Source organism: Streptomyces sp. NPDC001604 (genome assembly GCF_042893475.1).
Taxonomy (GTDB): domain Bacteria; phylum Actinomycetota; class Actinomycetes; order Streptomycetales; family Streptomycetaceae; genus Streptomyces.
This window is the reverse complement of sequence record NZ_JBIAUY010000010.1, coordinates 89,549-102,142: the sequence shown is the minus strand read 5'-3', so window position 1 is coordinate 102,142 and position 12,594 is coordinate 89,549. Positions and strand designations below refer to the sequence as shown.

At 68.6% G+C, this 12,594-nt stretch carries 11 protein-coding genes and 1 pseudogene; 8 read left to right on the top strand and 4 right to left on the bottom strand.

Annotation, left to right across the window (positions count from 1 at the left end; all coding sequences use genetic code 11):
• Positions 1-115: 115 nt before the first annotated feature.
• Positions 116-877, top strand: coding sequence for a maleylpyruvate isomerase family mycothiol-dependent enzyme (locus ACFY1E_RS26380; RefSeq protein WP_389079962.1), 762 nt, complete (start codon positions 116-118; stop codon positions 875-877).
• Between the two features lie 486 nt (positions 878-1,363).
• Here ACFY1E_RS26380 and ACFY1E_RS26375 read toward each other — a convergent pair whose 3' ends face one another.
• The gene (locus tag ACFY1E_RS26375) at positions 1,364-2,278 is read right to left on the bottom strand and encodes an alpha/beta hydrolase (protein WP_389079961.1); all 915 of its coding nucleotides are present in this window, start codon (positions 2,276-2,278) and stop codon (positions 1,364-1,366) included.
• A 105-nt stretch (positions 2,279-2,383) separates the two neighbouring features.
• On the opposite strand from ACFY1E_RS26375, the gene ACFY1E_RS26370 reads away from it, so the two are divergent.
• Entirely contained in the window at positions 2,384-2,830 is a 447-nt protein-coding gene (locus ACFY1E_RS26370; protein WP_389079960.1) for a MarR family winged helix-turn-helix transcriptional regulator, read from the top strand.
• A 182-nt stretch (positions 2,831-3,012) separates the two neighbouring features.
• Here the strand turns inward: ACFY1E_RS26370 and ACFY1E_RS26365 are convergent.
• Positions 3,013-3,225 (bottom strand): annotated as a pseudogene (locus ACFY1E_RS26365) (transposase family protein); the annotation flags it as partial.
• Positions 3,226-3,353: 128 nt separating this feature from the next.
• Here ACFY1E_RS26365 and ACFY1E_RS26360 point away from each other — a divergent pair.
• Both ACFY1E_RS26360 and ACFY1E_RS26355 read left to right on the top strand, forming a co-directional pair.
• Positions 3,354-4,211 carry an inositol monophosphatase family protein gene (locus ACFY1E_RS26360; RefSeq protein ID WP_389079959.1) on the top strand — a complete coding sequence of 286 codons (858 nt, stop codon included), beginning with the start codon at positions 3,354-3,356 and terminating at the stop codon, positions 4,209-4,211.
• Between the two features lie 283 nt (positions 4,212-4,494).
• The gene (locus ACFY1E_RS26355; protein ID WP_389079958.1) at positions 4,495-6,930 is read left to right on the top strand and encodes an ArnT family glycosyltransferase; all 2,436 of its coding nucleotides are present in this window, start codon (positions 4,495-4,497) and stop codon (positions 6,928-6,930) included.
• Here the strand turns inward: ACFY1E_RS26355 and ACFY1E_RS26350 are convergent.
• Complete coding sequence (locus tag ACFY1E_RS26350; RefSeq protein ID WP_389079957.1) at positions 6,906-7,103, bottom strand: hypothetical protein; 198 nt, start codon at positions 7,101-7,103, stop codon at positions 6,906-6,908. The genes ACFY1E_RS26355 and ACFY1E_RS26350 overlap by 25 nt on opposite strands.
• Positions 7,104-7,817: 714 nt before the next feature.
• Between ACFY1E_RS26350 and ACFY1E_RS26345 the strand changes: the two genes are divergently transcribed.
• The 4 genes from ACFY1E_RS26345 to ACFY1E_RS26330 are packed head-to-tail and all read left to right on the top strand — an operon-like array spanning position 7,818 to position 11,845.
• Positions 7,818-8,246, top strand: coding sequence for an ABC transporter permease (locus tag ACFY1E_RS26345; protein WP_389079955.1), 429 nt, complete (start codon positions 7,818-7,820; stop codon positions 8,244-8,246).
• 2 nt (positions 8,247-8,248) lie between these two features.
• Complete coding sequence (locus ACFY1E_RS26340; protein WP_389079954.1) at positions 8,249-10,672, top strand: glycoside hydrolase domain-containing protein; 2,424 nt, start codon at positions 8,249-8,251, stop codon at positions 10,670-10,672.
• A 34-nt stretch (positions 10,673-10,706) separates the two neighbouring features.
• Entirely contained in the window at positions 10,707-11,165 is a 459-nt protein-coding gene (locus ACFY1E_RS26335; RefSeq protein ID WP_389079953.1) for a hypothetical protein, read from the top strand.
• Positions 11,162-11,845, top strand: a complete 684-nt coding sequence (locus ACFY1E_RS26330; RefSeq protein ID WP_389079951.1) for a hypothetical protein — start codon at positions 11,162-11,164, stop codon at positions 11,843-11,845. Before ACFY1E_RS26335 ends, ACFY1E_RS26330 begins: the two co-directional genes overlap by 4 nt.
• A 339-nt stretch (positions 11,846-12,184) precedes the next feature.
• Here ACFY1E_RS26330 and ACFY1E_RS26325 read toward each other — a convergent pair whose 3' ends face one another.
• A complete protein-coding gene (locus tag ACFY1E_RS26325) occupies positions 12,185-12,436 on the bottom strand; it encodes a hypothetical protein (RefSeq protein WP_389079950.1) in 252 nt (83 codons plus the stop codon).
• Between the last annotated feature and the right edge of the window lie 158 nt (positions 12,437-12,594).

Genomic DNA, 12,594 nt, shown 5'->3' with positions numbered 1-12,594 from the left:
GCCTGACCGCAGCAGCGGCTCGATCTGCCCGTACAGGTCGTCCGGCTCCAAGCCCGCAGCTGACGGCCTGGAAAACAGGGTGCGGTCGGCTGAGCTGGGGTGATACGTAAGCGATGTGACAGAGAGTCTTGAGTATTCCGCCCTGCTGCGACTGATCGACGAGCGGTCGGCCGCGTTCCGGAGTGCGGTTGCCGCCGCGCCCGGCCTTGACGCGCCGGTGCCGTCCTGTCCCGGGTGGACGGTGTTCGATCTGGTGCAGCACCTGGGTACGGGCCAGCGCTGGTGGGCCGCGATCGTCGCCGCGGGCCCGGCCGAGGCTCCGCCGGCCAAGGATGCCGCGGAGGCGCCGCGTGAGCTCGAGGCGCTGCTGGCCTGGTACGCCGAGTCGAACGAGCTGCTGCTGAGTGCGCTGCGCGAGGCGGGCCCGGAGCGCGAGTGCTGGACGTGGTGGCGTGCCGGCGTTTCGCCGGCGAATGCCTGGGGCGTTGCCCGGCGCCGGGTGCACGAGGTGCTGGTGCACACCTACGACGCCCAGCTCGCCGCAGGCGCCGTGCAGCCGATGCCGGCGGACGTCGCGATCGACGGCGTGGCCGAGTTTCTCGACACCTGCAACTCCACCCCGGCGGCCTGGCCGCACGAGCCCGCCACCATCCACTACCACGCCACCGAGGGCCGCTCCTGGCTCCTCGCGCTGGACGGCACCGGCGCCTGGCCCGCACCCCTCACGGAGGACGCCGCGCCCCCCTCCGCTTCGGCCACGGGCACGGCCGAGCAGCTGCTCCTCTTCGTCTGGGGCCGTCTCACGCTGAGCGACCTCAAGATCGAGGGTGACCGGCAGGTGTTCGAGCAGCTCATTGCCTGGGAGCCCGAGGAGTAGCCAGGTCGATACCGCTGGCGGACGGCCGGTACGGACTCGTACAGCACGGGCCCGAGCGCTTCCCGCCGCACTGCCGACTCAGCCAGGCTTGATGCAGTTGCCGTAGACGGTGTCGGGGCCAAGGATCGTGGCACTGGCCGTGAGAAGCATGGTGGGCAGGCGCTCCCCCTTCAGGTGGCGGGTGCGTGCGCTCATCGCGCGGGTGACGGCTGCATCAGAGGACGGCGCCCACCCACACGGTGGTCCGCCATGTCGGCCTCAGGAGAACCAGCCCCTGCCGTTCGGGCCGTACATGGTGATGGGGTCCGGCGGACAGCCATAGGCGTTGACACCGCCCCCGCCGATCGGTCGAGTTGGAGGAACCGGCCGGTGGCGGAGTCGTAGACGCGCGCGCCCGGCAGGGTGAGTCCGGAGAGTGTCTCGCCGGAGCGCTGCCGGGCGCCGAGCCAGATGTAGCGTACGGGCGTGCTGCTGGCGCAGTCGGCGTCAGTGGACCGGTTCGGGATGGTCGGCGCCCAGGTGGGCGGTGAGGAAGCGGGCGGCGCGGTCGAGTGCGGCGGACGCCTCGTCGAGGCGTTCGTAGTGGTGCTGGAAGACGTGGGGGAGGCCGGGCCCGACTTCGAGCGTGACCTCGACGCCGTCGGCGCCCGCGCGGCCGGCCAGCCGGACCGCGTCGTCGAGCAGCACCTCGTTCGCCCCGACTTGCACGAGCAGTGGGGGCAGTCCGGTGAGGTCGGCGAACACCGGGCTGGCCAAGGGATGCGCCCGGTCGCCTGCGCCGACGTACAGATCGGCGTAGGCGCGCAAGTCGGCCTGGGTGAAGATGGGGTCGGCGCCCTCCTTGGAACGGATGCTTCCGCCAGCGAGGGTGAGGTCGGCCCAGGGGGAGAAGACGACCACGGCAGCTGGTTGCGGCAGCCCGGCCTCCCGGGCCAGGAGCAGTGTGGCGATGCTCAGACCGCCACCGGCGGAGTCACCGGCCATGACGAGGTCCCGTGGGTCGGTACCCGCCGCGAGCAGCTCGCGATAGGCCGCGAGCCCGTCGTCGACGGCCGCGGGAAAGGGGTGCTCGGGCGCCAGTCGGTAACCTACCGACAACGCTCGCAGCCCGGCGCGGCGGGCCAGTTCGCCGACCAGCCCTGCATGGGTGTCCGGTGAGCCGACGACGTAGCCGCCGCCGTGCAGGTAGAGCAGCCGGCCGCGGCCGGGGACTTCGGCCGGCTCAAGCTCCAGGGTCGGCTGCCCGCCCAGGACGGTACTGCGGGTGACCACGCCCTCCGGCGCGGGGCGGGTGACAGCTGCGGTGAAACCGCTGCGCTGCTTCTCGAGAGAGGGCCGCGTCTCGCTGCGAGGGGCGGAACGGAGCATGGCGTCCAGGGCGTCGCGCTGCTGTTGGGACATATCGGGCCTCCGGGTCGGGGTGCGAGGATGGATTCCTTGGAATCCATCTGCCGTAGTCAACCGGATTCCAAGGAAGATGATTCCTGGGAATCTACTGGAGGTTCTGTGAGCCACGTCACCCCGATCTTCACCGACCTCGTCCGCGTCGAGACCCGGCTCTACAACGCGGTGAGCGCCCGGCTGCGTGCCGAACAAGGGCTGAGTCTGGGGCAGTTCGAGTTCCTGGAGATCATCGACCGTGTGCCGGGGTGCCGCGTGCTCGACCTCGTGGGCGAACTGGCGATCACCGTGGGGGCCGTCAGCAAGGCGGTCGACCGGCTGGTGGCTGCGGGCTGGTGCCTGCGGGTCGCGCACCCCAAGGACCGCCGCTCGTCCGTCCTCCGCCTCACATCCGAGGGTGAGAAGCAGTTGGCCGCTTCCCGCCCCGTTGTCGAAAGCGAACTCGTCTCGCTGACCGCGGCGGTTCCCCCTGACGAGCTGACCCGCATCGCCGCAACCCTGGCCGCTCTTCGCGCGACTCTCGAGGCGGGCTCCCACGGCCGGCCGGGCTGAGCGGACAAAGAACGGCAAGCGGGTGCCCGGCTTGTCCCGTAACCGATCTTGAGATCGACGCGTGCGCTAAGCGGCGATGAGATCCGTCCCTCTATCTGGCGAGGGCGAGGTTGTACAGGCGTGCGATGCCGAGCATGGAGTGGTGTACTCCATCGCCCTTGAGGCGGCAGTCGCGAAGGATGCGGACCGAGGTGGGCGCCAGTGCGGTCCGTAGCGGACTTCGGGATGCCGAACAAGGGGGCGAACTGGCGCAGTGTCAAGTTCGTGCGCCAATAGGCCGTGACCAGCAGGACGCGGTCGTCCAGCGGTAGGCTCCACGGTCGGCCCGTTCGGCTTCTGTCGGCGCCCTAGCGGCGCAGTGCGGTCACCAACTTGGCGAAACGCCGCGGGTGCAGTTCGGTGAAGGGAGAATTTCAGGACGGCTCCGAGGCCGTGATCACAGCAGCCACGCCTTGATGATGTGTCCGCGTCTACACGGTCCATGGGGAGCTTGACGGCGGCCCACTGTGGGAAGGGCAGCCTTGTGACGGACCTGGCAGACCTGGAACTGGTGCATCGCCTGGCCGATGAGGCGGATGCCATCGCCCGACGTTACTTCTCGAGCGCCACCATCGAATCCCGGGCCAAGAGCGACGGCAGCCCTGTCACTGATGCCGACCGGAAGATCGAGATCGTCCTTCGCTCCTTGATCCGTCAGGAGTATCCCGGCGACGCGTTCATCGGTGAGGAGTTCGGCACCCATGGACACGGCAGACGGCGATGGATCATCGACGCCATCGACGGCACCGCGAGCTTCGTCGCAGGCGAACCGGAGTGGGGCACACTGATCGCCCTGGAGGAGGACGGCTGCATCACCCTGGGCATGGTCTCCGCCCCCGCCCTGGGCCGGCGGTGGTGGGCCAGGCCGGACTCGGGCTCCTGGACAGGGCCATGCTCCTCCAGTCCGGACGCACCGGCACACCGGTTGACCCTCACCGAAGGCGGAAGTGCCCAGAACGCTGCCATCGGCATCTGGCCACCTCCGTCCAGACTGAACCAGCAGGAACGCGCCGCGGCCGCGAGACTCGCCCGGGGCGTCACGCAGGTCCGGCCGCTGCTGGACTGGACCACAGTGGATCCCACCGCGCCAGCGCCCCGCAAACCGTCCACCGGGTCCGGCACCTGCCATGGCGCCCTTCTCGTCGCCACCGGTCAGCTGGACGCTTTCCTCCTCCTGGGAGCCGGCCCGTGGGACATCGCCCCTCTCATTCCCATCGTCCAAGAAGCGGGCGGCACCTTCAGCGACCTCGCCGGCCAGCACCGGACCGACACCGGAGCCGCACTCTTCGCGCGCCCCGGACTCCATCAACAACTCCTGGACATCGCCGTCGCCGACAACTGAGCAAAGGCCCGGGCCCCGGATACATGGCCTCGCCCTGAACAGGGGGTACGGGACAAGCCTGAGCGACAGCAGGCGCCGGACGCTGGCCTTTCCATGAATTCCCTGTGTATGAGCTGTGCCTCTACTCTATGTTCCGAATTGTTCGAGGGGAGATGAACGGGGCCATGCTGATTAAAGGCAGCCCCAGGGTGTTTTCAAAGCTTTTCCTCGTTCCGGTGAGAAGTTCCTTGAATATGGCCGCTTTGGCGTGGGGGACCCTCGTGAGTGACGAAGACTGCCGAACATGGCTACAACAGTCTTCGACCCGACCGTCCCCACCGGCGCGATCCGTCGCGCGCCATGGAGATCGCCGGTGGGGCAACCGGCCTACGCGCGGCCCGCTCTTCTGGTCATCACTGTGCTCGCCGCCGTGCTCTATACGTGGGGGATCGACCACAGCCAGTACCACACGTTCTACGCGAACGCCGCGCGCAGCATGACCGAAAACTGGAAGGCGTTCTTCTACGGTTCCTTCGACCCCGGCAATTCCATCACGCTGGACAAATTGCCTGGCTTCCTCTGGCCGCAAGCCATTTCAGCCCGCATTTTCGGATTTCACCCCTGGGCGCTGACGCTTCCTCAGGTGATCGAGGGAGTGGCCAGCCTCCTGGTGCTCCACCGGGTGGTCCGCCGCTGGGCCGGGGTCAACGCGGCGCTGATCGCCGACACGGCGTTCCTGGTCACGCCGGTCGCCGTGGGGCTGTTCCGCACAGCGGTGGAGGACCCGCTGTTCACGCTCTGCGTGCTGCTGGCCGCGGAGGCCACCCAACGCGCCGCGGAGGCAGGCAGGTTGCGCCCGCTGGTCGTGGCGGGGGTATGGGTCGGCGTCGGCTTCCAGTCCAAGATGCTGGAGGCGTGGGCGGTGCTGCCCGCGCTGGCGCTGGTGTACCTGATCTCGGCGCCGATCGCGCTGCGCAAGCGGTTGGCGCACCTCGCAGTGTCCGCCGTCGTGATGGCCGCGGTCTCCTGCTCCTGGACGCTCGCTGTCACCCTCACACCGGCCAAGGACCGGCCCTATGTGGACGGCACCACGAACAACTCCGCTTTCAGCATGGTCGTGGGCTACAACTTCCTGAACCGCTTTTCGTCGCTGGGGATCAGCGCCGCCTCCACCGGCAGCGTCAGCGCCACGCAGGGCGGCGGCCACGGAGGCGGCCGGCGCGGCGCGACAGGCGCCCTGGGTGCGGGTCAGAACGCGGGCGGATGGTACGGCGTGGCCCAGAACGGCGGCCAGTCCGCCGCGACCGCGTCCGGCCTGCCCGGTACGGCTGGGCCGGGGCAGCACTCGGGCGCGGGCCACCGTGGTTCCGGGGCTCACCGTCGCGGTGCACAACGCGGCTTCGGCGGTGCCTCCGGTTCCGACTCCGCCTCGGGTCAGCACTTCGGTTCCGCTTCCGCTTCCGGACAGTGGGCCGGCGGTGCCCCGCAGCAGACGGCCGGGCAGCAGCAGGCCACCGGGCGCGGCGGCCTGCAGGGTCATGGCGGCGGAGGCGGCGCTTGGGGTGGTGACGAGAACGGCTGGTCGAAGATGTTCGGCTCGTCGCTCGCCTCGCAGACCGGCTGGCTCTACCCGCCGGCCGCCATCGCCCTCGTCTGCGGCCTGTGGTGGCGCCGCAACAAGCCCCGTACGGACCGCATCCGCATCGGCTTCCTCATGTGGGGCACCTGGCTGGCCACGTACTTCCTGGTCTTCAGCGCGGGCAGCGTCGGAGGCCACACGTACTACATGGGTGTGATCGCGGTGCCGATGGCGGCGCTCGCCGGTGGCGGTATGACGCTGCTGTGGCACGCGTACCGGGCCGGTGGCCGCTGCGCCTGGGTGCTGCCCAGTACGGTCGCCGCGACGGCCGCGTGGGGCGCGTACATAGCCAGCGGGTTCCCGACCTTCCTGCCGTGGCTGGCGCCCGCCGTGGGCGTGCTCGGGGTGGTCGCCGTCGTGCTGCTCGTCCTCGCCCGCACCGGCGTACGGTCCGGTGGGCGGCTCGCCCTCGCCGGTCTCGCCGCGTCACTGGTGGCGGTTCTGTTCGCGCCCAGCGCGTGGGCGGTGCAGGTGTTCAACCCGTCGTACCGCAGCTCCGGTATGGGCTCGGTCGGTCCGTCCAGCGGCGGGGGCGGCCACGGCCAGCCGAAGCCGGTGGCAGGCCGGATGGGCCAGTCGCCGTGGGGCGGCGCCCGCGGCAACGGCACGGCGTATGGCGGCGGCTTGGGCGCCTTCGGTGACAGCAGCGGCCAACTGACCGTAGAACAGCAGAAGTTGCTGGATTACACGACCGAACACCGAGGTTCCGCGCAGTATGTGTTCGCCACCACAAGCTGGAGCGGCGCCTCCCCGTACATCCTCGCCAAGGGCGCAGACGTGCTTCCGATGGGCGGCTTCACCGGCCGGGTGCCGTTCCCCACGCAGAGTCGGTTCCAGCAGTTGGTGAAGTCGGGCAAGCTCAAGTACGTACTGGTCAGCGGAAGCAGCCGGGGCATGGGCGCGACGTTCGGCAACAGCGCCGCCGGTACGACGAGCACCACCCAGATCACCAAATGGGTCGAGTCCACCTGCACCCTCGTCCCGGCCTCGGCCTACGGCGGAACGCAGTCGTCGTCGGCGGCCACCAACGAGTTCCCCGGACCCGGTAGGGGTGAGGCCGGCGCGACGCAGACCCTCTACCAGTGCGGCACCACCCGTTGACGGGCCAGTACTTGGTCCCTGGCGTGCGACGGTGAGGATCGCGGGACGCTGGGGCCGTCCTGCAGTCCGACTCCGCCGTGCGTGTCGTAGTGCTTCTTCCGCTTGGACAGGCAGGGGCGGGAGACACCGGCCTCGGCGGAGTCGGGCGGCGGGCGGGTGCGGCAGCGTTCCACGATCCTATGGCGCCCCTCGATGTTCAGGGGGCGTTCGCATTCGACCAAGTGCGCTCTGCGAGCCGGCGGATGTTGTTCTTGGCCCCACCCCGGACCGCAACGGCGACCTGCTGCCCCGTCGCTCCCTCGACATTGACCTTGAAATCGTCCAACGCGCTCCCAGAGCCAGGGGATTCACCCCGATCCCAAAGGTGGACAGTCGAGCGAACCTACGGCTGTTCATGTTGCAGCGGCGCCTGGCGCGCGCGGGGTTGGCCAACCCATGCGGCGAGAACCGGCCAATCCAATCAGTGGCGCCTCGCCTCAGGTCCATCTGTGATCGCCGCACAAGGCATGCGGTGAACTGGTGGAGCATCATTCCGGCCACGAGGTGACAGAAGCGTTTTCCGGCCGTGTTTCACTACACGGAACCTAGCGTGTACATGTTCGATTAAGGTGATCATGCCCCGAGCAGTGGCTCAGACCACCACATGATCGATGGGCGCAGCGCGACCGGATACGGGGCCGCTCCCGTACGCCGAGCTCAATCTCAGGGGGGTCCTGTGCATTCGAAACGTGCCGTACCGAAGCGACGCATTCCGACAGCCGGCCTGATCGCGGCTGCGGCCGTGCTGGAGGTCACGTCCACGGCAGCCGGATCCGTCAAGCAGGCCGCTGCCAGGGCGTATTCAGCCTGACCATCTGTTGCCATCCGCCGCAGCCAGCCATCGGTGATTGTTTGCGGCGGTCTGCTTCATCCGCCGCGGGGATCAGCACTCGCTGCAACCTCCGGTCGGTCCTTGCGGCCTCGTCGGGACTGCTGCGGTCGGCATCGCCAACACCACCCTGATCGCCGTCAGGGAACGGATCGCCGATTTCGTGCTCCGACGCGCCGTTGAAGCCGACGCCGGGCACATCACCTGGCAGTTCCCCACCGAATCGGCCGCGCTCGGTCTGCTCGGGGGAAGCGTCGGAACACGGATCAGCACTGCAGTCGTCGTCGGCGTCTCGTTCCACAACGAGTGGCCCCCGGTCCTCGACCCCTGGCCCTCGGCGCGGCCCCCGTTCCGGGCCTCGCCACCGGCATGCTCGCCCGTTCGTACCCGTCCTGACGCACAGGCACCACCACCACGCTCATCCGCGCACCCGCACGAGAGGAACTAATCGTGGCAGACGAACAAGTGCTCAGAGCCCAGAAGTGGGTGAACGCCACCTACAAAAACGTCACCGGTTACGTCGCCTGTCCGGAGGACGGCCACACCGGCTGGGGGACCATGTACTCCCTCATCATGGGCCTCCAGCACGAGCTGGGCGTCAGCCCGGTCGTCGCTTCGTTCGGCCCGGGCACCTACGCCAAGTTCGACGCCCTCGGCAATATCGGCTTCGGCTGGGACCAGAACCGCAACATCGTCGCCATCCTCCAGTACGGACTGTGGTGCAAGGGCTACTGGGCGGTCGAGCCGGGCAGCGAGGGCTGGTTCACCGGCGTCACCCGCGACGCCGTGGCCAAGCTCCGCGGCGACATGGGCATCGGCGGTGAAGGCGTGATCAACGCCAAGATAGCCAAGGCCATCCTCAACATGGACGCCTACGTGGTCGTGGCCGGCGGCACCGACGGCATCCGTTCGATCCAGCAGTGGCTCAACGGCCGCTACTGGGACCGCAGCGCCTACTACATCGGGCCGTGCGACGGCATCTACTCGCGCGACGTCCAGAAAGCGCTGGTGATCGCCCTCCAGTACGAGCTGGGCATCGCCTCGCCGAACGGCAACTTCGGCCCCGCGACCCAGTCGGGCCTGCGGAGCCACCCCCTCGCCCAGGGTGACTCAGGCGTTTTCGTCCAGCTCTTCTCCGCCGCGTGCCTGTTCAACTCGCCGACGTACGACAGCAACGACAACCCGGTCACCACCTCCTGGCGGTCCGGCTTCGACTCGGGCCTCGCCGAATGGGTCTCGGTCTTCCAGCAGTTCAACAGGCTGACGGTCAACGGCCGGGGCGACTACCAGACCTGGTCGCAACTCCTCGTCTCGATGGGGGACCCGGACCGCCCGGCGACCGGTTCGGACACCCGGTTCGAGATCACCGCCTCGCGCGCCAAGTGGCTGTACAGCAACGGCTATCGCATCGTCGGTCGCTACATCTACGACCCGCCGAACTCCACGCTCGACAAGGAGATCAAGCCGGGCGAACTCGACACCATCTTCGCCGCCGGCCTGCAGGTGTTCCCGATCTATCAGGACAACGCCCGTCAACTGTCCGACTTCACGTACACCAACGGCTACCAGCACGGCCTCAACGCACACAAGCACGCCTCCGACTACGGCTTCAACCGGGGCACCACCATCTACTTCGCCGTCGACTACGACGCCACCGGCGAGGAGATCGAGAGCGCGGTCGTGCCCTACTTCCAGGGCGTGCAGGCCGCCCTGGCCAGCCAGGGCAAGAAGTACACGCACGGCGTGTACGGCTCACGCAACGTCTGCACGATCGTCAGCAACAAGACGTTCGCGCGTTTCTCCTTCGTCTCCGGCATGTCCTGGGGCTTCTCCGGCAACCTCGGCTTCCCGATCCCCAGGAACTGGTCCTTCAACCAGATCAAGGAATTCAAGGTCACCAACGGCACCGACACCTTCGACCTGGACCGCGACGTCGTCTCCGGGCTCGACCGCGGAGTGTCGTCGGTCAACGACAAGGGCGGCCCGGCAGACGACTTCATCGCGTACATCCAGAAGCTGTACGACCTCGCCGGCGCTTACGGTGCCGGCGGCCAGAAGCGCAGCCAGTTGGTCATGGAGTACATCCGCCACTACGCCTACGGCAACCGGGGCACGGCCAACAAGCTCGGCTGGTGGTACCTGATCGGGTCGTACGACTCCGGCTTCGTCGACTACTGCGACAACCACGGCATGAGCATCAAGGGATCGTTCACCGACCCGTTCACCGGCTACCAGCTCGGCTCCGAGCACATGATGGCCACGGCCAACGCCCACCTGCTGACGAACCAGCCGGACAACAAGAAGTCCGCGAACGGCGGCGACGTCGGCGGCTGGGCCGGTGACCTGATGACCTTCTGGGCCGACTGGCGCAACTCCGAGCAGCAGTACGCGGACCCGCTGAAGTTCGCCCACGACAAGCTCGGCGTGCCCGGCGTCGCCTCGTCCTTCGGCTTCGACGACCTCATCGAGGACGCGGACGGCTATCTGCTCGCCAGGGCGGTGCTCGGCGGGAAGAACATCGTCGACGCCGTGAAGGACCACTACAACGGCAGTGGCGGCCTGACCCGCTTCAACGCCTACTTCACCGGGCGCTGGGGCAACGCCTCCGACTGCAAGGACTCCGCCCACAACGCGCTCACCGCGCTCGACGGAACCCTCTCGGTCGCCCAGGCGTACCTCATCACCGGCGCAGGGGCGGTGCTCCCGTCCGACTACCAGAACCTGCCGGGCGGCTACGACAAGCTCAGAAACTTCGAGCAGGGCTTCGTCGACGCACTGCTCGCCCGCATGGGAACGGAGAAGCAGAAGCTGTCCGTGTACAAGGAGAACCACGCGCGCTACCTGAAGGCGGCGCGCGCCCGCGCAAGAAGCTGAACGCAGCAGAGAGCCAGGCAGAAGGCATGAGGGCATGAAGGCACTAGGACTCCTCGCGGTCATCGCCGTACTCGGCGCATGGCTGGTGTGGAACGCGTGGAACGTGTTCCGCCTCGTCACCGGCGCACGGGACGGCTCATGGCGGCGGCCCATGTGGTGGACACGCCTGTGCTCCGTCGCGCTCTTCGCCGGTGTCGCCGCATGGATCCGAGGCCTGTTCGCCACCGGCCTGGACTCCCGCAAGACCTGCCTCTTCGTCCACCACGAGCGCTACGACGAGGCGTACCGGCGTACCCACGCCGCCGAGTTCGACAAGATCTTCCCGCTGCACAACATGTGCAACGCACACGCGGACCTGGTCCCCGCTTGGGTCAACCTGACGATCGCGGTCTGCGGAGTCGTCGCACTGGCCGCCGCCGCGGTCCTCCTGTGGTTCGTGACCGCACACGCCATCAGACTTTCCCAACCTGCGAGAAAGGAGCACCAGTCATGACCCTGACTGGTCTGTCACGCCGTCGCTTCATAGGCGCCGCGTCCTCGGCCGCCGCCGCTGCGACGCTCATCGACGTCGGTGGTGCGCGTACGGCTGTGGCCGCCACGGGCCAAGGCCACCAGCCCCATGCCTGGAAGGGGAACAAGTCCCGCAACGGCTGGCCCGTCCTCACGCAGGCCCCCAGCCACCGCATCGAGGGCAGCAGCCGGAAGGTGCGCCTGGCGGAGGGCGACGCCTCGGTGATCCTCCTCCATGTCGCCCGCCGCTTCCACTACGAGATCGACTCCCTGAGAGCGGGGGACGTGCACGGCTGGACCGCCGACGCGGATGTGACGCAGCCCTACGAATCCAACTATCTGTCCGGCAGCGCCCTGGCGATCCGCCCGCTCTGCTACCCCAGCGGCTCGAAGGGCAACTTCTACCCGAACGAACTGGTGGTCATCCGCGACATCCTCAGCGAGCTCGACGGCACGGTGGCCTGGGGCGGCGACTTCGCGACACCCAAGGAATCCCACTTCGAACTCACGCTCCGCCCCGGCCACCCCCGCCTCAAAGGCGTGGCCCGGAAGATCCAGGGCTGGCAGACCGGCCCCGGCAACCACGGCGCGGGCGCGACCGACGCCTTCGACCCGCGCCGTCGCAAGGCGGCACGCGCGTTCGAGCGGCGCACAGCGAACTGAGCCGGCTCAGCGCCTGAGGTGGGGACGGACCGGCCCGGCCTGCCCGCGGGCACGTTGCAGAACCGTGTGCGGGCACGCGCGCCCAGGGGTTGACGTACGCCGTGCATCGGTAGGCGACTTTGATCCCTGGCCGTGAGGTGGGTACGGCTGGATGATCTGTGGTGTGGCGGTCGGTGGGAGGCGCGGCGGAATTGCCGGGAGCATGGTGATGCGCTGCCGCGGACGATGGCGGCGGCGGCTTCGGCGGACCCGGCAGCGGGCGGCTGCGATGCAGCGGCGATGGCGACCGTTGCCGGGTGCGGACCTGCCGCCAGCGGCGGGCGTCGTCGCGGCACGACGCTACGCAATCGCCGTAGCCGACCGCCTCGTGAACTTCTCGAACGCCCCGGTGGCGAGGCGCACCGCGGTGCCGCCGTCGAACCCTTTGCTGTCCTGGCCCACGGTCTCGGATCCCTTGACGGACTGGGAATCCAGGATCACCGCGACGGTGCGGGGATTGAGGCCGTCGTGAACGCGGACCAGCTGGTGCAGCTCAGCATGGATGCGAGCCAGGTCCCCGCTCGCCCGCCATCGCTGAAAGAACCCGTACACCGTCCGCCGAGGGATACCGAAGTCGACGGGAACGGACCGCCTGGATCCGCTCGGCCGTTGCCACTGGGGCTGCCAGTTGCTGTGAGCGCTCGGAGCGTAGTTCTTCCAGGGGCTACCGAGTCGGTGGCGATGCGGGTGGTGCTCTTGTCGTGGTAGCC